Source organism: Actinomycetota bacterium, assembly GCA_035697485.1.
GTDB lineage: Bacteria > Actinomycetota > UBA4738 > UBA4738 > HRBIN12 > JAOUEA01.
Window position 1 is genome coordinate 73,725 of record DASSCU010000025.1, and the last position, 20,640, is coordinate 94,364.

Annotated in this window: 16 protein-coding genes and 1 pseudogene; 3 read left to right on the top strand and 14 right to left on the bottom strand. The window is 68.3% G+C overall.

Annotated features, from left to right (window positions below; translation table 11 throughout):
* Nucleotides 1-10 precede the first annotated feature (10 nt).
* Genes VFI59_08140 through VFI59_08155 form a run of 4 tightly spaced genes read right to left on the bottom strand, consistent with a single transcriptional unit; the run spans nt 11 to nt 3,866 of the window.
* Nucleotides 11-1,048: a LacI family DNA-binding transcriptional regulator gene (locus VFI59_08140; protein HET6713664.1), complete on the bottom strand. Its 1,038-nt coding sequence runs from the start codon at nt 1,046-1,048 to the stop codon at nt 11-13.
* Nucleotides 1,045-1,845: an ABC transporter permease gene (locus VFI59_08145; protein HET6713665.1), complete on the bottom strand. Its 801-nt coding sequence runs from the start codon at nt 1,843-1,845 to the stop codon at nt 1,045-1,047. The genes VFI59_08140 and VFI59_08145 overlap by 4 nt, the downstream gene beginning before the upstream one ends.
* Nucleotides 1,829-2,725 carry an ABC transporter permease gene (locus tag VFI59_08150; GenBank protein HET6713666.1) on the bottom strand — a complete coding sequence of 299 codons (897 nt, stop codon included), beginning with the start codon at nt 2,723-2,725 and terminating at the stop codon, nt 1,829-1,831. The genes VFI59_08145 and VFI59_08150 overlap by 17 nt, the downstream gene beginning before the upstream one ends.
* Nucleotides 2,726-2,744: 19 nt before the next feature.
* On the bottom strand, nt 2,745-3,866 hold the full coding sequence (locus VFI59_08155; protein ID HET6713667.1) for a spermidine/putrescine ABC transporter substrate-binding protein: 1,122 nt from the start codon (nt 3,864-3,866) through the stop codon (nt 2,745-2,747).
* Nucleotides 3,867-4,051: 185 nt separating this feature from the next.
* On the opposite strand from VFI59_08155, the gene VFI59_08160 reads away from it, so the two are divergent.
* Nucleotides 4,052-5,353, top strand: coding sequence for a nucleotide disphospho-sugar-binding domain-containing protein (locus tag VFI59_08160; GenBank protein HET6713668.1), 1,302 nt, complete (start codon nt 4,052-4,054; stop codon nt 5,351-5,353).
* Between the two features lie 12 nt (nt 5,354-5,365).
* On the opposite strand, the gene VFI59_08165 is transcribed toward VFI59_08160, so the two are convergent.
* Together VFI59_08165 and VFI59_08170 are read right to left on the bottom strand one after the other, a co-directional pair.
* Nucleotides 5,366-6,796: an aldehyde dehydrogenase family protein gene (locus VFI59_08165; protein ID HET6713669.1), complete on the bottom strand. Its 1,431-nt coding sequence runs from the start codon at nt 6,794-6,796 to the stop codon at nt 5,366-5,368.
* Between the two features lie 72 nt (nt 6,797-6,868).
* Nucleotides 6,869-7,255: a hypothetical protein gene (locus tag VFI59_08170; GenBank protein HET6713670.1), complete on the bottom strand. Its 387-nt coding sequence runs from the start codon at nt 7,253-7,255 to the stop codon at nt 6,869-6,871.
* Nucleotides 7,256-7,427: 172 nt separating this feature from the next.
* Between VFI59_08170 and VFI59_08175 the strand changes: the two genes are divergently transcribed.
* A complete protein-coding gene (locus VFI59_08175) occupies nt 7,428-7,823 on the top strand; it encodes a hypothetical protein (protein ID HET6713671.1) in 396 nt (131 codons plus the stop codon).
* A 68-nt stretch (nt 7,824-7,891) separates the two neighbouring features.
* On the opposite strand, the gene VFI59_08180 is transcribed toward VFI59_08175, so the two are convergent.
* The 4 genes from VFI59_08180 to VFI59_08195 all read right to left on the bottom strand — a co-directional run bounded on the left by VFI59_08180 (nt 7,892) and on the right by VFI59_08195 (nt 11,395).
* Entirely contained in the window at nt 7,892-8,239 is a 348-nt protein-coding gene (locus tag VFI59_08180; GenBank protein ID HET6713672.1) for a carboxymuconolactone decarboxylase family protein, read from the bottom strand.
* An 83-nt stretch (nt 8,240-8,322) separates the two neighbouring features.
* Nucleotides 8,323-10,461, bottom strand: a complete 2,139-nt coding sequence (locus VFI59_08185; protein ID HET6713673.1) for a LuxR C-terminal-related transcriptional regulator — start codon at nt 10,459-10,461, stop codon at nt 8,323-8,325.
* A gap of 200 nt (nt 10,462-10,661) precedes the next feature.
* A complete protein-coding gene (locus tag VFI59_08190) occupies nt 10,662-10,952 on the bottom strand; it encodes an SHOCT domain-containing protein (protein HET6713674.1) in 291 nt (96 codons plus the stop codon).
* Between the two features lie 2 nt (nt 10,953-10,954).
* Nucleotides 10,955-11,395 (bottom strand): DUF6325 family protein, encoded by a 441-nt coding sequence (locus VFI59_08195; GenBank protein HET6713675.1) that lies wholly within the window; start codon nt 11,393-11,395, stop codon nt 10,955-10,957.
* A 223-nt stretch (nt 11,396-11,618) separates the two neighbouring features.
* Between VFI59_08195 and VFI59_08200 the strand changes: the two genes are divergently transcribed.
* Nucleotides 11,619-13,400 (top strand): glycoside hydrolase family 15 protein, encoded by a 1,782-nt coding sequence (locus VFI59_08200; GenBank protein HET6713676.1) that lies wholly within the window; start codon nt 11,619-11,621, stop codon nt 13,398-13,400.
* A 324-nt stretch (nt 13,401-13,724) separates the two neighbouring features.
* On the opposite strand, the gene VFI59_08205 is transcribed toward VFI59_08200, so the two are convergent.
* From VFI59_08205 to VFI59_08220, 4 genes and pseudogenes are all read right to left on the bottom strand, one after another.
* Nucleotides 13,725-13,982, bottom strand: a complete 258-nt coding sequence (locus VFI59_08205; GenBank protein HET6713677.1) for a hypothetical protein — start codon at nt 13,980-13,982, stop codon at nt 13,725-13,727.
* Between the two features lie 563 nt (nt 13,983-14,545).
* A pseudogene (locus tag VFI59_08210) lies at nt 14,546-15,933 on the bottom strand (glutamate decarboxylase).
* Between the two features lie 60 nt (nt 15,934-15,993).
* Nucleotides 15,994-18,900 (bottom strand): sulfatase-like hydrolase/transferase, encoded by a 2,907-nt coding sequence (locus tag VFI59_08215; GenBank protein ID HET6713678.1) that lies wholly within the window; start codon nt 18,898-18,900, stop codon nt 15,994-15,996.
* A 96-nt stretch (nt 18,901-18,996) separates the two neighbouring features.
* Complete coding sequence (locus VFI59_08220; protein ID HET6713679.1) at nt 18,997-20,361, bottom strand: anaerobic sulfatase maturase; 1,365 nt, start codon at nt 20,359-20,361, stop codon at nt 18,997-18,999.
* Nucleotides 20,362-20,640: the final 279 nt, after the last annotated feature.

A 20,640-nucleotide genomic window follows, 5' to 3' on the forward strand; every position in this document is an offset into this window, starting at 1 on the left:
AGCGGGTGTCCTAGCGCACCCGCGTCGTCGAACCGCGGACCGAGATCGAGGTCGGGACGTCGCGGACGGAGACGACCGGGCGTCCCTCGAGCACGTCGACCAGCAGCGTCGCGGCCACCTCACCCAGCCGGTCCTGGTTGAGCTCGAGCGTCGTGAGTCCGGGATGCGCCGACGCCGCGAGCCCCACCTCCGCGATCGTCGCGACGAGTAGCTCGCCGGGCAGGGCCACGCCCGCCTCGCGAGCGGCGGCGGTCAGCTCCACGGCCTGGCGCTCGTAGAGGCAGAACACGCCGTCTGGACGGTCGTCGCGCTCGAGGAACGCCGCCGCGCCGGCGCGGAGCTCCTCAGACGACGCCGTGGAATCGGCATCGACCGTGTGCACGAACGGTCGCTCCCCGCGGTCGGCGCACCATGCGCGGTAGGCGGCGACCGCGTCCTCGGAGAAGGTCTCGAACGTGCGCAGGCCGATCACGCCGACCCTGCCGGCGCCCGCCTCCACCAGGTGGTCGAGCATTGACCGAGTTGCCGCCGCCCGATCGTTCTCGACGACGAGGTCGCCCGGTTCGCCGTGCGGGTCGCGGCCGACGAACACGATCGGCGCCCCCCGGCCCCGGAGCATCGACAGGGTCGCGTCTCCGTCGGCCGGGTCGATCACGATCACGCCGTCGAGCGGGAGGCGGCCCCACGTCTCGGGACCGGCGGTGGAGGGAGCGACGACGAGCGCGTAGCCGCGTCCGACCGCCGCCCGTGTGGCGCCGTTCATCAACGCGACGTAGTAGTCGATCTGCGTGAACGCGATCGGAGCGTTCCCGGGCAGCGAGACCACCGTGGCGATCATGCCGGTGCGCCCGCTCGCCAGGCTCTGGGCGACCGGGTGCGGGGTGTAGCCGAGGTCGGTCGCGATGCGGCGGACCCGCAGCCGCGTCTCCTCGGTGAGCCGGCCCTTGCCGCTCAGCGCGTGCGAGACCGTCGTGATGGACACACCGGCGGCCTCCGCCACGTCCTTGATACCGACCCTGCGCTTGGCTCCGTTCGACGGACGGCTCATGCGCCGACCCCGAGACCGGTCGATACCTCGCCTTTCGGCCGCGTGAGCCGCAGTGCGACCACGATCGTCAGCAGCGAGACCACCATGACGATCGCCGCCACCGCGTTGATCACGGGCGTCACGCCGAAGCGGATCATCGAGTACACCTTGATCGGGAACGTGATCGACGTCGGGCCCGAGTTGAAGAAGGCGATCACGAACTCGTCGATCGACAATGTGAAGGCGACGAGCGCCCCGGCGATCACGCCCGGCAGGATCGCCGGCAGCGTCACGAGCAGGAACGTCGTGACCGGGTTCGCCCCGAGGTCCGCGGCGGCCTCTTCGATCCGCCGGTCGAAGTAGCCGAGCCTCGTCCGCACGATCGCGGCCACGAAGATCATGTCGAACACCACGTGGGCGATCACGATCGTCTGCAGGCCGAGCGTGAACCGCAGCAGGTTGAAGAACGAGAGCAGCCCGATAGCGAGCACGATATCGGGGATCACCGCCGGCAGGAACAGCGCGCTGTCGAGGACGCGGCTTCGCACCGTGCGCTGCAGCCCGAGCGCGAGCAGCGTGCCGAGCACGACCGAGATCGCGGTGACGAAGCCCGCCACGATCAACGAGTTCTTGATCGCCGCGAGCAGCTCCTCGTCACCGACGAGGTCCCGGTACCACTGCAGGGAGAAGCCTTCCCAGACGGTGGGCAGCCCCGAGCTGTTGAACGACAGGAACACGAGCACCGCGATCGGAAGGTAGAGGAACGCGAACAACAGCCCCATATGCACTCGCAGGGAGCGGCTACGCCGGACGGCCATGTTCCACCTCCTGCGTCCGCCGGAGCACCTGCGCCTGCACGGCCAGCACCACGAACATCAGCACGATCACCGACATCGCGAGCACGGCGCCGAACGGCCAGTCACGCGCGGTCAGGAACTGCTGTTGGATCACGTTACCGATCATCACTGTCTGCCCGCCCCCGAGCAGGTCCGGCACGATGAAGTTCCCGAGGCTCGGCACGAAGACGAAGATGCACCCCGCCACGATGCCGGGCAGCGTGAGGGGGACCGTGACCCTCCACAGCGTCTGGGCAGGGGTCGCGTACAGATCGGCCGCCGCTTCCGACGCCTGCGGCCCGAGGCGCTCGAGCGAGGCGTAGATCGGCAACACCATCAGCGGCAGATACGCGTAGACGAGGCCGAGCGTCACCGCGAACTCGTTGTAGAGCAGTGGCAGCGGCTCGTCGATCACGCCGATGCCCATCAGCACCCTGTTGATCAGGCCGGCAGGGTTCAGCAGCACCATCCAGGCGTAGGTCCTGATCAGGAAGCTCGTCCAGAACGGCAGGATCACGAGCACGAGCAGCGGCACCCGCCAGCGTGACGACGCCCGCGCGATGAACAACGCCGCCGGAAAGGCGAGCACCAGCGCCACCGCCGTCGCGATCGACGCGATGCGCACGGAGGTCCACAGCACGCCGATGTAGAGCGGATCGAGGGCGCGGACGTAGTTCTTCAGGGTCGGCTCGTAGATCACGCCGCCGTAGGGGCCCCTGCTGAAGAACGAGTACGCGATCAGCACCCCGACCGGGACCAGGAAGAAGACGAGCCACCACGCCGTACCCGGCCCGAGCAGCACGACGCGCGGGCCCCAGACCCGGCCGCGGGCTCGCCGGGCCGGGGCCGCCGCGGTGCTCATGACCGGTGGAGCGGTCGCCTCACGCCTTGATCTCGGTCGCGGCCTCCGACCACAGGACCGTGCCCTCCTCACCCAGGTCGGTCTGTACCTCCTGCTCGAAGAGCTCGGCGGGCGAGATCGCGAGCGTCGGGTAGTCCTCGATCACCGCGGGGTCGACCGCGGCCATCACCTCGGCGTTCGGCATCTTGTAGAACGTGAACTCGACGATCGACTTCCCGACGTCCGGGCGCAGGATGTAGTCGATGAACGCATGGGCGGCGGCCTTGTTCTCGGAGGCCTCGAGCACGACCATCGTGTCGACCCAGAGATCGCTGCCCTCGTCGGGGATCACGAACTGGATGGTCTCCGGGTCCTTCACCTCGAGCCGCCCGTACTCGCACCACCCGTCCCACGCATGCACCAGGCTGGCCTCGCCGGACGCGAGCTTCGAGTAGAAGGTCGTGTCGTCGAACGCGAGCAGGTTCTCCTTGGCCTCCATCGTCCACGCCTTCGCCTCGTCGATCTCGGCGGGGTCGGTCGTGTTGACCGAGTACCCGAGGCTCAGCAGCGCCGGCTGCAGTAACCAGCGGTCGGTGCCGAGCATCGTCATCTTCTGATCGGTGTCGGCCGCCGCCGTGTGGAAGGCCTCCCAGGAGCTCGGCGTCTCCGAGAGGAGGTCGCTTCGGTAGCAGATGCCCGTCGTGCCCCACGTGTAGGGCACCGAGTGGGTGTTCCCCGGGTCGAACGCGAGCTGTGTCGCCTCGGGGTCGAGGTTCGCGAGGTTCGGGATCTGGGAATGGTCGAGCTCGGCAGCGTACCCCAGCCCTTGCAGGGCCTGAACGAACGGGCCGGACACGAAGACGAGGTCGAAGCCCGTGCCGTTCGCGGCAGTGAGCTTGCCCATGATGTCTTCGTTCGTCGTATGGAGCGCGTACTCGACGTTGACCCCGGTCTCCTCCTCGAACCCCTTGATCACCGACTTCGGCATGTAGAGGTCCCAGTTCGAGACCGTGAGCGTGGTGCCGCTGATGTCGACCGGCCCGGCCGAGGTCGCCGCATCGTCGACGGGCGGCGTCTCACCCCCCTCGTCAGATCCACAGGCCGCGAGCACGAGCACCGCGACCGACATGAGCGCTGCGAGACGAAGGAACCGCTGACGCATCCTGACGCACCCCCCAGGGATATCCCGGACCGACCTGTCGACAAGGTGTACGGAGAAAGGTCGGCGTGAAGCGCATGGTATAACCCACCTGAAAGGGATGCGCAAGCGCTTTTGCACCGGAGGGGACGTCTTGCGCGCGAGACATGATGCGGCGGAGGGTGGAACGAGCGAAGGGGGATCTCGAGATGGACGAACGGCTCACGATCGTGTTCATGCCCGAGAGCGCGTACGGGCCCACGAACAACTGCATCGGCATCGGCAAGATCCTCGAGCAGCGCGGTCACCGGGTCGTCTTCGCCGCCGAGGCATCGTGGAAGGGCAAGCTCGAGCCACTGGGGTTCGAGGAGGATCTCGTCGACCTCGCCCCCCCGCCCGAGGGCGACGACGAGCAGGATGCCGGCCAGTTCTGGATCGACTTCATCAGCGAGACCGCGCCCGAATTCCGCAAGCCGACGATCGAACAGCTCTCCACGTTCATCGAGCCCGTCTTCGCCTCGTTGATCGACGGCGCCACCTACTGCGAGCCGCAGCTGAAGGGGATCCTCGACCGCGCCCGACCCGACGTGATCGTCGAGGACAACGTGAACACGTTCCCCGCGTTGATGACCCACGGCGCGCCGTGGGTCCGCATCATGAGCTGCAACCCGCTCGAGATGAAGGACCCGGCGCTCCCGCCGACGTTCAGCGGGTACCCGATCGACGACGAAGGCGAGTGGGCGGCGTTCCGTGAGGAATACGATCGGTCGCATCGCGAGACGTGGGACCGGTACAACGCGTTCGTGATCGACGCCGGCGCCCCGCCGCTCCCCGACCTCGAGTTCATCCACGAGTCCGACGTGCTGAACCTCTCGGTGTACCCGGCGGTCGCCGACTACCCGCGGTCGCGGCCGCTCGCCTCCACGTGGCACCGCCTCGAGTCGAGCGTGCGCGAGACGGAGGAGCCGTTCGAGGTGCCGGCGTCGCTCAGCGACGGCGACGGCTCACTCGTGTACCTGTCGCTCGGCTCGCTGGGCTCGGCCGACGTCGAGCTGATGCGTCGACTCGTGGCGGTGCTCTCGGAGACGCCCCACCGCTACATCGTCTCGAAGGGACCCAGGGCCGACGAGATCGACCTGCCCGACAACATGTGGGGCGAGGCGCGAGTGCCGCAGACGTCGATCATCCCGCACTGCGACCTCGTGATCACCCACGGCGGGAACAACACGACCACCGAGGCGTTCCACTTCGGCAAGCCGATGATCGTGCTCCCCCTCTTCTGGGACCAGTACGACAACGCGCAGCGGGTCGACGAGTTGGGGTTCGGCGCGCGCCTCGACACGTACGGGTTCGAGGACCGGGAGCTCCGCGATGCGGTCGGCAGGCTCGCGGGTGACGAGGATCTGCACCGGCGCATGCGAGCGGCCGGTGAGGCGATCCGCGCCCACGACGGCACGCGGGTGGCCGCCGACCTGATCGAGGTGGCCGCGCTCGAGGGCCGGAAGGGCTGAGCGCCGGGCCCTTCAGGGCCGCACGTAGGCCGTCTTCACCGTCGTGAAGAACTCCACCGCGTAGCGGCCCTGCTCGCGGCTTCCGCTCGACGAGCCCTTCGTGCCGCCGAAGGGCACGTGGAAGTCGACGCCTGCCGTGGGCAGGTTCACCGTCACGATGCCGGCCTGCAGCCCGTCGCGGAAGCGTACGGCCTGCGCGAGCGAGGTCGTGCACACGCCTGCGGAGAGGCCGTACTCCGTATCGTTGGCCAACGCGAGGGCTTCGTCGGCATCGCCGGCTCTGATCACCGTCGCGATCGGTCCGAAGATCTCCTCGCGGTTCACCCGCATCTCGTTCGCCGTCGAGACGAACAGGGCGGGCTCGAGGAAGTAGCCGTCGGTCTCGCGCTCGAGCCGGGCGCCGCCCTGCACCAGCTCCGCGCCCTCGTCGCGCCCGAGCGCGAGGTACCCGAGGTCCTGCTCGAGCTGGTCGGCGCTCACGACCGGCCCGATGTCGGTGTCATCGCCGAGGGCATGGCCGACCCGCAGCGACCGGAGCCGCTCGACGAGGGCGTCGACGAACCGGTCGTGGATGCCCTGGGTCGCGATCAACCGTGAGGAGGCGGTGCACCGCTGCCCCGTCTGGAAGAAGGCACCCTGCAGAGCGCAGTCCACCGCGATGTCGAGGTCGGCGTCGTCGAGGATCACGAGGGGGTTCTTGCCGCCCATCTCGAGCTGCGCCTTCCCGAACCGAGCGGCGAGCGCCTGGGCGACCCGTGAGCCGATCGCCTGGGAGCCCGTGAACGTCACCCCGCGAACCCTCGGGTCGTGGAGGAGCCGTTCGCCCACGACGCGACCGGGCCCGACCACGAGGTTGAGCACACCGGGCGGGAGCCCCGCCCTCGCGCAGATCTCCACCATCGACCACGCCGACGCCGGCACCAGCTCGGCGGGCTTGAACACGACGGTGCACCCGTACGCCAGCGCGGGCGCGATCTTCCACGCGGGGATCGCGATCGGGAAGTTCCACGGGGTGATGACGCCGACCACGCCGAGCGGCTCGCGCAGCACATCGACGTCGACGCCGGGACGAACGCTGCGCATGTGCTCGCCGGGGATGCGCAGCGCCTCGCCCGCGAAGAAGCGGAACAGCTGCGCCGCGCGCAGGACCTCACCGACGCCCTCGGCTCTCGGCTTGCCTTCCTCTCGCGAGAGCTGTTCGCCGAGCTCTCGTGAACGGGCCTCGAGCTCGAGCCCCACCCGCTCCAACACGGTGAACCGTTCGGCCGGTGTCGACGCTGCCCACTCCGGGGCGGCAGCCACCGCGGCATCGATCGCGGTGTCGACCTGCGCCTCGTCGGCGACCGCGAACTCGTCCACGACGTCGGAGAGGTCGGACGGGTTGACGTCGTCGACGGTCGTCGAGCCCTCGAGCCACTCGCCGCCGATGTAGTTCGCTCGCACCTCCGATCGACCCCCATCCGGTTCCGGCCGCCGTGGTTCCGGTCGCAGCCTAGCGAGGCGACGACGGCCCGGTCACGTGACGAGCAGCACGCCGATCGAGACGACGCCCCCGATCGCCCCGACCAGCATCGGGATCGCGTACGGGCGACGCGATCGCAACGCGAGCGTCCACCCCAGGGAGTTGATCGACGTGTAGGTCAGGGCGCCGAGCGCAACGAGCGACACGCCCTCGGCCCACCCCACGTCGGCGATCAGGCCGATGCCGCCGACGACGAGCCCGATCGCGGTCGAGTACTCGGCGATCCAGTGCGGCAAGAAGAGCGATCCATCCCGACGGTCGCGTGCCCTGAGCAGCCCGGCGGACCGGTCGACCTCGGGGCTGGACCGCATGTCGCGAGCCCAGGTCAGCGCGATCGCGAGACCCATCACGACCAGGAATCCCCCGACGAGCGACGACACGGCTCCTCCCTCGTGCCGAGATATCGTGCCCCGGCTACCACTTCCTTCCGGGGCAACGAGTATCGTGCACCTCGAGGGCATTTTCATCCCACACGGGTGATGTACGAAGGCCTATCGAGAGGTCGGATAGAGGTGATCGCGGTCGACGCGGTCCGGAGAGGGAGGAGAACTCATGGCTAGCAACCGCAGCGGCGCCGCCGTCGGGTTCACCATGTTCGCCGCGTTCATGATGATCCTGATCGGCTCGTTCCACATCATCGCCGGCATCGCCGGCATCCTGGAGGACGAGTTCTACACGGTGACGCCGAACTGGGTCCTGCAGTTCGACGCCACGACGTGGGGCTGGATCCACCTGATCGCGGGCGTGATCGTGCTGCTCGCCGGTTTTGGGCTCTTCTCGGGCGCGGTGTGGGCACGCACGGTCGGCGTGATCATGGCGACGGTGAGCGCGATCGCGAACTTCGCGTGGATCCCCCACTACCCGTTCTGGGCACTGACGATCATCGCGATCGACGTCTTCGTGATCTGGGCGCTCACGGTGCACGGGCGCGACATCGCCGAACCGTAGTTCGTCACGCGCGAACCAACAGGGCCGGCCTCCGCAGCGAGGCCGGCCCTGCTCTTGTTCTTGGGCGGTCAGACGTCGTGCGACTCGAGCGCGGCGTCGAGGTCGTAGTCGAGGGCCAGCGCAACCGTCGGCACGATCGCGGCGACGCGCGCGACGCCGACGAGCGGCGCGATCGCGAGGAGCACCGCGACCACCTGGTCCTCATCGGCACCCGCCTCGAGGGCATCCTGGATCGTCCAACGGAACGTCTCCACCGGCCCTCCGACGGCGGCGAGCGAGGCGACACGCACGAGCGCCGTCGTTCGGGGATCGAGGTGCCGACACACGGCCGTCGCCTCGTCGACGCCACGCAGTCCGGCGAGCAGGCGGCGGTCGTTCACCGCGAGGAGACGCAGGACGTCCTGGTATCCGGGCACACGCGCCTCCGATCCACAGATCTGCCCACATCCTCTGGCCTTCGGGAGCCGGGAAGCATCGCCTCGACCGCATGAAACAGCGGTCAGGGGGTGAGCAACCCGATCTCGCGCGCGACGCGCACCGCCTCGCCTCTGGAGGACACCCCGAGCTTGCGGTAGATCGAGATCGCCTGCGTCTTCACGGTGTGGGACGAGACGAACAGCTCCCCGCCGATCTCCCGGAAGGAGAGGTGGGTGGTCAGTAGCGGCAAGAGTCGTGCCTCCGCGGGCGTGAGCGTCGGTGCCCCCACGGCCGACGCGCGGAGCGCGTCGAGCTCGTCGCGAGCGCTCTCGAGCTCCGAAACGAGCGTGTCGAGGTGAGGCCGATGGGCGATCACATCGTCGGCGCGACTCAGGAAGCCTTCGGCGGATGCGGTGTCACCGAGCCCCATCGCTGACCTGGCGAGGAGCAGGTCGGTCTGGAGGGCGAACACGGGCATCACGTACGTGAGACCGGGGTCCAGCGACGCAGCCTCTTCCGCGCACGCTCGCGCGCGGACCGGGTCGCCCTGCACGAGCGCGACCCTCGCACCGACGGCGTAGGTCAACGCGCTCGTCGGGTAGCCCTGGAGCCTCCCTTCCTCCACGATCCGCCTCGCGGCGGACGCGTGCGCCGCCGCGGAGAGGACGTCACCGATCTCGAGGCCGACGATCGTGAGCTCCGCGTGCGCGAGCGCCCACGGGATCGCGATCCCCATCTGGCTCGCGAACTCGACGGCGTGTTGAAAGGCGCGCGAGGCCGACTCCAGATCCCCGCTGCACAGGGAGGCAAGCCCGGTGACCAACCATGCGTTGGGGCGCCAGGGACTGGCGGCGGGGAGGAGCGAGGAGACCCGCTCGGCGTCCACGCGCATCCGCTCGACGCCGTCCCGCCCCATCGTGGCGTGGAGCAGGGCCCGGGCTGCCTCGCGCTCGCGATCCGCGGCATCGATGCCATCCGAGGGCGGCACCGCATCGATCCATCGCTCCGCCTCGACGGGATGCTGCTCCGCCGCATGGAGCCACGCTCCGAGCAGGGCGACGCCAGGGTGTCGACGGAGGTCCCCGTGGTCGCCGAACCACTCGATCCAGGCACGGACCACGTTCGCCCGCCCCCCGTAGTACGTGGCCTGGGCGTATCGCTCGATCAAGGCGCCGACTCGATCGACGTCGTGCCCAGCGATCGCGTACGCCACGGCCTGGTCCGTGAGGTTCTGGCCTTCGCACCACACCGACGCACGCGCGGTGAGCACCGGCACGAGCTCAGGCGATCGATGCTCCAACTCCATCCGCAGCAGATCGCGGAACAGGTGGTGATAGCGGAAGCGTTCGCGGCGGTGGTCCAGCGGCACGACCAGCAGGTTCGAGGCCTCGAGGGTCTCCAGCATCGCCCCGGACCCGGTCGTCGCGAGCGTCGCGTCGCACAGCTCGCCGGACAGCTCGTCCAAGACCGAACTCCGGACGAGGAAGTCCACCTCCTCGGGAGCCAGGTCGGCGAGCATCGTCTCTCGCAGGTAGTCGGCCACGTATCGATCGTCCCCGCTGAACGAGGGGGCGGCAGACGGGTTGGCCGCGATCGACCGGGCGGCGAGGTACAGGCCGACGGCCCATCCTTCCGTCTGATCAGTGAGGCGGGCGACGTCCTCGGCATCGATCTCGCGGGCGCCCGACGCTCGCAGCAGATCTGCGGCGTCGTCAGGCGTGAAGCGCAGATCGTCGATCCCGAGCTCGAGAAGCTCCCCGGCGGCTCGAGCACGTCCCAGCGCGAGAGGCGTCTCGGATCGGGCGACGAACACGACCAGGCATCCCGGTGCTACTTCCCCAGAGAGATTGCGCAGCAAGGCGAAGCAGCGTCGATCCGTGAGCAGATGAACGTCGTCGACGACGAGGATGAACGGGGCGTCGGCCCCGCGGATCGCGGCGGCGAGCCCCGCCGTCACGAGGCGGATCCTGGGTTGGAGACCGTCGAGCTCGTTCGTGAGGCTCTCTCCGACCGGCGCCACCGGGTCGATCGCGAGCGCGAGGTATCGCGCCAGGGCCACAGGGTCGTCGGCGTCCTCGCCCAGGCTCAGCCATGCGGAAGGGCGGGGGTCGTGGTCGACGAACTGCGCCATGAGGGTCGACTTCCCGTATCCGCTCGCGGCGATCACGCTCACGATCGGAGCGGTCGAAGCGCCCACCGCCGCCACGAGGTCGGCTCGCATGACGTCCGACGCCCTCGACACCGGCGGCACGACCCTGGAAGGAAGCAGGCCCCATCGCACCGCAAGCGGCGCGTGCGCGACGGTGCGACGTGCGACCTGCGTAGCCAATCTCCCCCCCGGAATCCGATTGGCGGCCCGACGGGGAAGGCTAACGCATCGAGGTGAACGGGGGGAAGTCGGATGCCCCCGGTCGAGCGAGCTCAGCCGTCGAGGATCTTCGCCTTCTGCGCTTCGAACTCGGCGTCCGTGAGGACGCCTGAGTCCTTCAGCTGACCGAGCTCCTTGAGTTGTGCGAGCTTGTCGTCGGTCGACGGCGCGGCGGGGGCGGGCGGCGGGGGAGCTTGCTCCTGCGGAGCTTGCTCGTAGCCCTGCTGCGGCTGTTCCTGCTGCGACCACTTGTTGTACTGGCGCCGTGACACGCGGTTCGAGACCGCGGTCGCGGTGCCCGCGACGACCGCGGTGCGGGCGACACCTCTGATCAACCCGGGCATCGTCACTCCTCCTCTTCGAGTTCGTCGAGCGCCTGGATGAGGGCGTTCACGGGGATACGGCCGTTCGCGACGAGCTGCGCACCGCTGCGCCGCAGCGCGGTCGCGAACGGGGCCGCCCACGTGTTCTCGTAGACGAGCAGGGCCGCGGAGCTTCCCGGCTCGATCGCCGCACCGGCCTCGTCGTAGTCGTCCTGCCCGAGGAGCCCGGATGACGCCCCTTCGAACACCGTCAGCTCCGGACCTTCACCGAAGTCGCTCAGGTCCACGGCGATGACGGAGCCGTCATCGTCCTTCCGCACGAAGGCGAGGTCGAGGAGGCGGATCACGCCACGATCGACCAGATCGACGATGATCGGCAGTCCCTCCCCGCTCGGTTGCTTCCCAGCCGGCCACTCCACGACGAGATAGTCGATCGGGCCGAGCTCGACGTCGGTATCGCTCACCAGAGCCCCCTTTCGGTTGCACGCCACCGTGGGCGCGTCATCCACCAGGAGTGAGAATCTCAGGTCTCGTGCGAGACGGCATCTCTCCGGCGACACCGTCATCGCCGGGGGGTAATCATCCGAACGGGCTGATGAGCCTTCGATCCGGCGCTGCCACGATGCCGGGAACCAGGGCGCATGAGACCGCAGGGTCGAACGAAGCCGGCCGAACGGGAGGGACCTGATGGCACTTCGCATCGAGGACTATGCGCTGATCGGAGACACGCACACCGTCGCGCTCGTGGGACGTGACGGCTCGGTGGACTGGCTGTGCCTGCCCCGGTTTGACTCCGCAGCGTGTTTCGCGAGCCTGCTGGGCACCGAGGAACACGGGTCGTGGATCCTCGCCCCGAGCGGGGAGGTCGTCGCCACGTCGCGCCGGTATCGGCCCGGGACATTGGTGCTCGAGACGGAGTTCGAGACCCGCGATGGGGCCGTTCGGATCGTCGACTGCATGCCAGCGCGACAGGAACATCCGCGGCTCGTCCGGCTCGTGGAGGGGTTGAGAGGCTCCGTGCCGATCGTCTCGAGATGCGTGCCGAGGTTCGACTACGGCAAGACCAGGCCGTGGATCCACGGATCGGGCTCCGTGGTGAACGCGGGTGCCGGCCCCGAGGCGATGGAGCTGAGGGCCGATGCCCCAGTCGCGATCGCGGATCACGGTCTCAACGCGAGCTTCGTCGCGAACGAAGGAGAGCGCGTGGGGTTCGTGCTCACGTGGCACTCGTCGTGGCAAGATGCACCGGCGCCGATCGACCCGCTCGAGGCCGTCGACGAAACCGACCGATGGTGGCGTGAGTGGTCGAGCCGGTCCACCTACGAGGGCGGATGGAAGGACGAGGTCGAGCGTTCCCTCATCACGCTGAAGGCGCTCACGTACGAGCCGACGGGGGGCGTCGTGGCCGCCCCCACGACCTCGCTCCCGGAGTTCCTCGGAGGGGTGCGGAACTGGGACTACCGGTTCTGCTGGATCAGAGATGCGGCGCTGACGCTCGATGCCTTGATGGCCGCCGGGTACGTGGACGAAGCGACGAAGTGGCGCGACTGGATGGTCCGCGCGGTCGCGGGCGATCCCGAGGACCTGCAGATCATGTACGGCGTCGCGGGAGAACGCCGGCTCGAGGAGTACGAGCTCGACTGGCTCCCCGGGTATGAGGGTTCCGCCCCGGTGCGGGTCGGGAACGCCGCGTCGGGGCAGCTGCAACTCGACGTCTACGGAGAGCTCACCGACGCGATCTATCGGGCCCGCCAGCTCGGCATGGCGCCGGCACCCGAGGCGCTTGACCCCGCGCGGGGTGTGATCGAGTGGCTCGAGGAACACTGGCGTGATCCCGACGACGGCATCTGGGAGGTGCGCGGCCCGCGGCGCCAGTTCGTGCACTCGAAGGTGATGGCCTGGGTCGCCGCTGACCGTCTGGTGAAGATCCTCGAGGAATCCGGCGTCGAGCGGCCGCTCGACAGGCTCCGACGCATGCGCGACGAGATCCACGACGAGGTCTGCCAAGAGGGCTTCGACGCCGAGCGGAACACCTTCACCCAGTACTACGGGTCGAGCCAGCTCGACGCCGCCTTGCTGTTGATCCCCCAGGTTGGGTTCCTTCCTCCGTCGGACCCTCGGGTGGCGGGCACTGTCGACGCGATCCAGCGAGAGCTCGTGCGCGACGGGTTCGTGATGCGCTACATCCCCGACGAGGACGCAGCCGACGGGTTGCCTCCCGGGGAGGGCGCGTTCCTCGCGTGCAGCTTCTGGCTCGTGATCGATCTCGCGATGCTCGGGCGACTCGATGAGGCGAGAGCGCTGTTCGACCGCTTGCTCTCGTTGCAGAACGATCTGGGATTGTTCGCGGAGGAGTACGACCAGGAGCACGAACGCCTGATCGGGAACTTCCCACAGGCGTTCACCCACCTGACCCTGATCGCGGCAGCGGTCGCGCTCACCGATGCCGCGGACGACAAGGAGGCGTGACGGTGGCCGCGACGAGATCCCGAGACATCCCGTGGCCGGTGCGCAGCGTCGTCGCGGGAGCCGCTGGCACCGCGGCGATGAGCCTCGCCTACGGGTCCGAGCGCCGAGTCCGACAGGCCACGTCGTCGCTGGATTACGACGACAGCCTCGTGCCGGGACGTCACGCGCCCGGGGTGAGCCCAGCTAGCCCTACCCGCCTTCGCTCGTCGCCGCGGTACGCCTGCCGAGAAGCTGCGTGAACGCACAGGCGAAACCCGATAGGAATGAGATTGCTGACCCGCTGAGGTGGATCCAAGGCGTGGGCTACGACTCGACGTGATGAAGTCAGGCGTCGCTGAGCTCGGGGATCAGCAGCAGGGCGCCGAGGAATAAGCAGACCGCCCCCGCGAACGTGCCGAGATTCGCGAGCGGGAGGCTGAGGATCTCGCCGGTCGAGGGCTGGATGAACGCAGCGACGGCCGAGACGAGGAATGCGATCGAACCGAGCAGGTTGAGCGCCACGATCCGCCACGGCGTGTCCCCCGGGTGCCAGCCCCACCATCCGTCGCAGACCTCGATCCAGGCGAGGGTGCTCGCGACCATGAACGCGATCCCGAACGAGCCGTTCTTGCTGCTGCGTGCTGAGCGCAGCGTCCATCGCGTTGAAGGTGCTGCGGTTGAACGCCAAGGTCCCGACCGACTGCACGCCGGCCGCCCACCAGTCGATGCGATGGGGCTGCCAGGCGAGCAGGCGATGACGACGACGGGCAGCCCCCACGGGGGCGGCGTTGATCGTCTGCACGAACTGCAGGTAACCGGCCGAGGTGAAGAAGAACGAACCCACGAAGTACGTCATCGCGACCTCGCTCGCCGAGACCGCGTCACTGTAAGGGGGGAACGAGCCCAGCGTGAACGCGGCCGAGCCGACCATGAACAGCACCGCCACCCACCAACCGATGAGCCCCGGGCGCCACCAGGGGTGAGTGACCCCTCGGCGGTGCTCCTCCGCCCGCCCTATCTTGCGGTGGCGTCGGGAGTTCCAGCTGCGGTGCGAGCCGTCGGGCAGCGTGTATCGCTCCCGGGTGACGAACGGTCCGACCTTACGGCGCTCCTCGAGCACCCAGTCGCCCGGGGCGCGAACCAGCGAGCCCGAGCCGCTCACCTGGCTACGTGTGGCTGAAGCCGTGCGTCGCCGACCCCAACCTGGGTGGGTTCTCCGTCAGGTGGTCGACGGCCTCCTGCAGATCGGCGATCAGCGCCTCGGCAAGGTCGAAGCTGAAGCCCTCGCGAACCACGACCCGCATCACGGCGACGTCGGTGGCGTCGTCGGGCATCGTGTACGAGGGCACCTGCCAGCCCGTGATACGGAGCCGTTCGGAGACGTCGAAGACCGTGAACGGTCCTACGTCCTTCAGCGAGAACGCGAGGACCGGGATCGCCGTGCCGTCGCTCACCAGCTCGAAGGGACCGAGTTCGGCGATCTTCCCCGAGGTGTGCACCGCCAGGTCGCGGAGCGTCTGCATGATGCGCTGGTACCCGGAACGCCCGAGTCGCAGGAAGTTGTAGTACTGGCCCACGATCTGGTTGCCGGGTCGCGAAAAGTTCAGTGTGAACGTGGGCATGTCGCCGCCTAGGTAGTTCACGTGGAAGACCAGATCTTCAGGCAGGTCTTCCTTGTCGCGCCACACGACGAAGCCGACACCCGGGTACGTCAGTCCGTACTTGTGCCCCGAGACGTTAATCGACTTCACCATCGGGAGACGGTAGTCCCACTTCACTTCCGGGTGCAGGAACGGTGCCACGAAGCCGCCGCTGGCTGCGTCGACGTGCACCGGGACGTCGAACCCGGATTCGGCGTTGCTCGCGACCACCGCATCGTGGATCGCCTCGATCGGCTCGAACTCACCCGTGTAGGTCGTGCCGAGGATCGCCACGACGCCGATCGTGTTCTCGTCGATACGCTCCACGGCTTCCTCGGGCGCGATCACGTAGCGGCCCTTATGCACCGGGATGTAGCGGGCCTCGACGTCCCAGTACCGGCAGAACTTCTCCCACACGACCTGCACGTTGGAACCGAGGATCATGTTGGGCTTGTCGGTGGGTTCGCCCGATGCTTCGCGACGCGCCCGCCACCGCCACTTCATCGCGAGGCCGGCGAGCATCACCGCCTCGCTCAGCCGATCGTGGAAGCACCGACCGCGTCGCCGTCATCTGGCGCGTTGAACATGTGCGCGACCATGTTCACGCAACGCCGCTCGATCTCGGCGGTCTGCGGGTACTCGTCCTTGTCGATCATGTTCTTGTCGAACGCCTCGGCCATGAGCCGGTCGGCCTCGGGTTCCATCCACGTCGTGACGAACGTCGCGAGGTTCAACCGGGAGCTCCCGTCGAGCAGGAGCTCGTCGTGGATCAGCCGGTAGGCCGCCTCGGGACGGGCGCCGTGCTCCGGCATCTCGAACTTCGGGATCGGTTCCAGGTCGAGCCGTTGGGTGTATGCGGGGGCGACGGCGGTCCCGTCGCCTTCGTCGTCATGCCGTTCGTGGCCGTGCAACATCAGTCACCTCCAGGTCGGAACGAACCGATCCTCCGCGCCGGGGCTCGGGCCTCGCCGGGCTCAGCCTGCGACGCCGGCCGCAACGGTCTGGTGGATCTCGTGGACGTGCAGCTTCCGCTCGTCATCATGGGTCCCCGGCGTCAGGTCGAAGGTCACCTTCTTGACCGTTCCCCTGAAGGCGTACGGCGCCTCGTCCTCGTAGTCGAGGTCGACGACCAACCCGTTGTCCCGGCCGATGTCCATCCCCGCGTAGCTCGTGAACGTGATCGGCACGGTCTGCGGCATGTCACCCTCGCCGACCTGCTGGCCGTTCACGAAGAGCGTGACATGCCCCCCGCTCCCAGGCGTGTTCTCCTGAGTCTCGAAGAGCATCTTCACGTTCACCTCGCCCGAGGGCAGCTTCGTCTCAGCGGCCTGCCGGTAGGTGTCGACACCCAGCAACGAGTACGTGTGCTTCAGGATGCCGTCGCCGTCGACCCAGAGGCCGAAACCTCCGATGAAGTCGGCCATGGCGACGATGACGCCATCGGCTCCCGTCTCGGGCACGACGAGCTCGGCTTCGATCGAGTACGACCGGCCGTAGATCCGAGGGATCATGCCCCAGTTGATGTTCTGCACGTCGCCCGCGAAGGTGAAACGCGTGTTGGTCGGCAGCGGCGGCAGGATCCCGTAGATGACGGAGAAGCCCGCCATCAGCGGCAGCACGCGGTTGCGCTCGGCCTCCTGCCACCACAGTTCCTGGAGCTCTTGCACCTTCTCCGGATGCTCGACCGCGATGTCTTTGGCCTGTGAGAAGTCGTCCGGCAGGTGGTAGAGCTCCCAGCCGACGTCGCGATCAGGGTCGAAGTCCGCCTCGGGCCCGAACGGCGCCAACGTCTCCGGGGAGAGGTCCCACGGGAGACGATCGGGCCGCGACGCGGCCCACCAGCCGTCCTTGTACATGCCCCGGCTCGCGAACATCTCGAAGTACTGCGTCGTGTGGCGCTCCGGCGCCGTGGCATCGTCGAGCGTGTACAGGAAGCTCGTGCCGTCCATCGGTTCCTGCGCGATGCCGTCGACCGTCTTCGGCTCCGGGATCCCGGCGGCCTCGAGGATCGTGGGGCCGACGTCGATCACGTGCGTGAACTGCGAGCGCACCGTGACATCGGCCTTCAGCCGGGACGGCCACGCGACCACCATCGGGTCGCGCGTGCCGCCGAGGTGGCTCGCCGTCTGCTTCCCCCACTGGAACGGGGTGTTGCACGCGTGGGCCCAAGCGGCGGCGATGTGCGGCGCGGTGTGGTCGCTGCCGAGGGCCTCGAGACCCCCGTACTTCTCGATCAGCTCGGTCTGCTGCGCGGGATCGAGGACCAGCCCGTTCAGGAACGTCAGCTCGTTGAACGAGCCAGTGATCGTGCCCTCGAGGCTGGCGCCGTTGTCGCCCCAGATGAAGATGATCAGTGTGTTCTCGAGGTCGCCCATCGCCTCGATCTCGTCCAGCAGCCGGCCGATGTTCCAGTCGGCGTTCTCCTGGTACCCGGCGTACACCTCCATCTGCCTCGCATAGAGCTTCTTCGACGCATCGTCGAGCGAGTCCCACGCCGGGAAGGCGTCGGGCCGCTCGGTCAGCTCGGTGTCCTGCGGCACGATGCCGAGCTGCTTCTGACGCTCGAGCGTTCGCTTCCGCAGCTCGTCCCAGCCGTCGTCGAACCGACCTGCGTACTTGTCGGCCCACTCCTTCGGGACGTGGTGGGGGGCATGCGCGCAGCCCGTGGAATAGAACATGAACCAGGGCTTCTCCGCGTCCTGCGCGCGGACCCCGTGGAGCCACTCGACAGCCTTGTCGGTGATGTCGTCCGGGAAGTAGTACTGTTCGCCCTCTTTGCCCTCCGGCACACCGAGGACCGCGTCGTCCTGCGTGATGATCGGGTCGTATTGGCCCGCAGCGCCCGACAGGAACCCCCACCAGCGGTCGAAGCCCCAGGACTTCGGCCAGTGATCGAACGGCCCCGCCGTCCCCTGCACGGTGTTCGGGGTCAGGTGCCACTTCCCGAAGCCGCCGGTCACGTACCCGTTCTCCCTGAGGATGCGCGGGAGGCCGGCACAGCTCTTCGGCTTCGCGGCCGTGTAGCCGGGGAAAGGGCCCGGGTACTCGGCGATCGAGCCGAACCCGACCCGATGCTGGTTCCGCCCGGTGAGCAGCGCGGCGCGCGTCGGGGAGCAGACCGCGGTCACGTGGAAGCTGTTGTAGGTCACGCCCAACTTCTGCACCCGGCTAAAGGCGGGGGTGCTGATCGGCCCGCCGAAGGTGTCGATCGAGCCGAAGCCCGCGTCGTCGATGATCGCGAGGAGCACGTTCGGCGCTCCCTCGGGCGCCTTCGGGCCGGGGATCATCGACCAGTCGGCGACGGAGTCCTTCAGCGTGCGGCCGGCGGTACCGCCGAAGGTCCGGTCCGGGATCGGGAGCTCGCTCCGGTCCTGCACGAACTTGCCCATCGCGGTGGCGAGCTCGGCCTTCAGCGCTCGGATGCCGCCCGTGTCCGTCTGGGCGATGGACTTCGCCGGCGACCCGGGCAGCGCCTGCTCGATCGCGAGCCGATGTTCGTCGTCGAAGACGGTGATGACCCCGGCCGTGCCCGGCGGCAGCTGGTCGGCGAGCCCTTCCATACCCGCCTCGACCTTGCGGTCCGTGAACTTCCCGATCAGACCACCGACGGCGCCGCCCATAGCGACAGAGGCCAGGAGCGGTGGGGCGAAGAGCCCGACCACCAGGCCGGCGCCGGCACCCCAGCCGAGGCCCTTGCGGCCCAGGTGGTCGCCGTGCTGGACGACCGTGATCGCGCCATCGGCGTCGTGCGTGACGAGGATCGCGCCCTCGATCTCGACCTTCTTGTCCTTGACGATCTGCATGAGAACGTCGAAGTCGCGGGTCGCCGCGTCGATGTCCCGGTAGCCGGCCACGAGGACATCGGTCGGTGTGTCGGTCATGTCAGTGCTCCTCCCCATCGGTTCCGGCCTGCCGCGCTTCCTCCATACAACCGCGGCCGGTCGACGCAACCATCGTCTACATGAGATGAATCCGGGTCACAGCTGGTCGGTACCGTGGCAGTGCTTCCATTTGCGACCCGAGCCGCACGTACACGGTTCGTTGCGCCCCCGCTTCGCGTCCTCCGCCGCGTAGACGTGCACGAGCTCCGACGGCGCTCGGTCCGCACGAATGAGGTCGCACATCGCTTCCATCGTCGGCCGGATGTGTGCGAAGAACTCCTTGTAGCTCGGACAGAGGTAGTGCAGCCCAGGGTCGCCGTCGGGCGTCGAGGTGAATCGGTCCTTCGGGCACCCGCCGTGGCAGGCGAACCGCACGTCGCACTCCAAGCAGAACGGGGGCAAGGTGTCGCGCTTCGCCCGGCCGAACTCCTGCTGCTGCGGCAGCACGATGAGGTCGATCATGCGTGATTCCGTGATGTTGCCGAGCTTGTACGCCGGCTCGACGAAGTGGTCGCACGAGTACAGGTCGCCGGTGTGCTCCATCGCCAGTGCGAGCCCGCACGTCTCGGAGTGGACGCACAGCCCGGGCGGTTCCCCGTACCAGTTCGCGAGGGCGACGTCGAACATCTGCACGTAGACCTCGCCGACATCGCGACGCTTCCACTCCTCGAAGACGTCGATCAGGAACCTTCCGTAGCCCTCGGGCGGCACCGACCGGTCGGTGACTAGGTCGCCGTCCTGCACGTAGAGCGGACGGTCCCTCACGGTCTCGCCCCAGCCCTCGTTGGCCACCGTGAGCAGCTCGGGAGTGGTGCGTTCGATGATCGGGATGAACTGCATGAACCGGGCGCCGCACTCATCCCGCAGGAACCGATAGACCTCCCGCCCTCGGTCGTGGTTGGCCGCGTGGATCGTGGTGAGCGCGTTCCACTCCACGTCGTGGCGCTGCAGCGTTGCGAGGCCCTCCATCACCCGGTCGAAGCTGCCCTTGCCGCCCTTGTCGACCCGGAAGGTGTCATGCATCTCGCGGGGACCGTCGATCGAGAGCCCCACGAGGAAGCCGTGCTCCGCGAGGAACGCGCCCCACTCGTCGTCGAGCAGCGTGCCGTTCGTCTGGATCGTGTACACGATCCGCTGATGCGGCAGCCGCAGCTGCTCCGCCAGCTCGACCGATCGTCGGAAGAAGTCGAGCCCCATCATCGTCGGCTCGCCTCCCTGCCACGCCACGGCGACCTCTTGCGACCTGGCGTGCGCCTCGATCAGCTGCCGGAGATACGTCTCGAGCAGGTCGTCGGCCATGCGGAACCGGCTGCCCGGGTACAGCATCTCCTTGGACAGGAAGAAGCAGTACGTGCAGTCGAGGTTGCAGACGGCTCCCGTGGGCTTGGCGAGGAGATGGAAAGCGGGGGGCGCATCGCGAGGAAGCGTCGTCCCGGTCGCGCGCACGTCGATACTGCTCATCGCGCCAGCCTATCTCCGAGCCAGCGGACGATGCCCCAGGAACCTCCTGCTCGACGCCGTGACAGGGCGAGCCGGTCGCCGATGATGAGCCGCGGCCGCGATCGGGACGGGGGACGCGCGACGTGACGACCGAGCAAGTTCTGGACTCCGTGTTCGACGTGGGCATCGCCGTGGCGATCGTCGCCACCGTGGCCTCGCTCGGGCTGTCGCTGACCATCTCCGAAGTCGTGGCGCCGTTGCGGCGCGTCGGTCTCGTCGTCGGCCTGATCGCAGTGAACG

Coding starts and splice junctions, on each gene's coding strand:
- VFI59_08215 (HET6713678.1), bottom strand. CDS start 18,900: ATGACCGACACACCGACCGATGTCCTCGTGGCCGGCTACCGGGACATC.
- VFI59_08205 (HET6713677.1), bottom strand. CDS start 13,982: ATGGTCGCGAGCACCCTCGCCTGGATCGAGGTCTGCGACGGATGGTGG.
- VFI59_08200 (HET6713676.1), top strand. CDS start 11,619: ATGGCACTTCGCATCGAGGACTATGCGCTGATCGGAGACACGCACACC.
- VFI59_08150 (HET6713666.1), bottom strand. CDS start 2,725: ATGAGCACCGCGGCGGCCCCGGCCCGGCGAGCCCGCGGCCGGGTCTGG.
- VFI59_08185 (HET6713673.1), bottom strand. CDS start 10,461: ATGCGAGCCGACCTCGTGGCGGCGGTGGGCGCTTCGACCGCTCCGATC.
- VFI59_08145 (HET6713665.1), bottom strand. CDS start 1,845: ATGGCCGTCCGGCGTAGCCGCTCCCTGCGAGTGCATATGGGGCTGTTG.
- VFI59_08160 (HET6713668.1), top strand. CDS start 4,052: ATGGACGAACGGCTCACGATCGTGTTCATGCCCGAGAGCGCGTACGGG.
- VFI59_08220 (HET6713679.1), bottom strand. CDS start 20,361: ATGAGCAGTATCGACGTGCGCGCGACCGGGACGACGCTTCCTCGCGAT.
- VFI59_08175 (HET6713671.1), top strand. CDS start 7,428: ATGGCTAGCAACCGCAGCGGCGCCGCCGTCGGGTTCACCATGTTCGCC.
- VFI59_08140 (HET6713664.1), bottom strand. CDS start 1,048: ATGAGCCGTCCGTCGAACGGAGCCAAGCGCAGGGTCGGTATCAAGGAC.
- VFI59_08155 (HET6713667.1), bottom strand. CDS start 3,866: ATGCGTCAGCGGTTCCTTCGTCTCGCAGCGCTCATGTCGGTCGCGGTG.
- VFI59_08190 (HET6713674.1), bottom strand. CDS start 10,952: ATGCCCGGGTTGATCAGAGGTGTCGCCCGCACCGCGGTCGTCGCGGGC.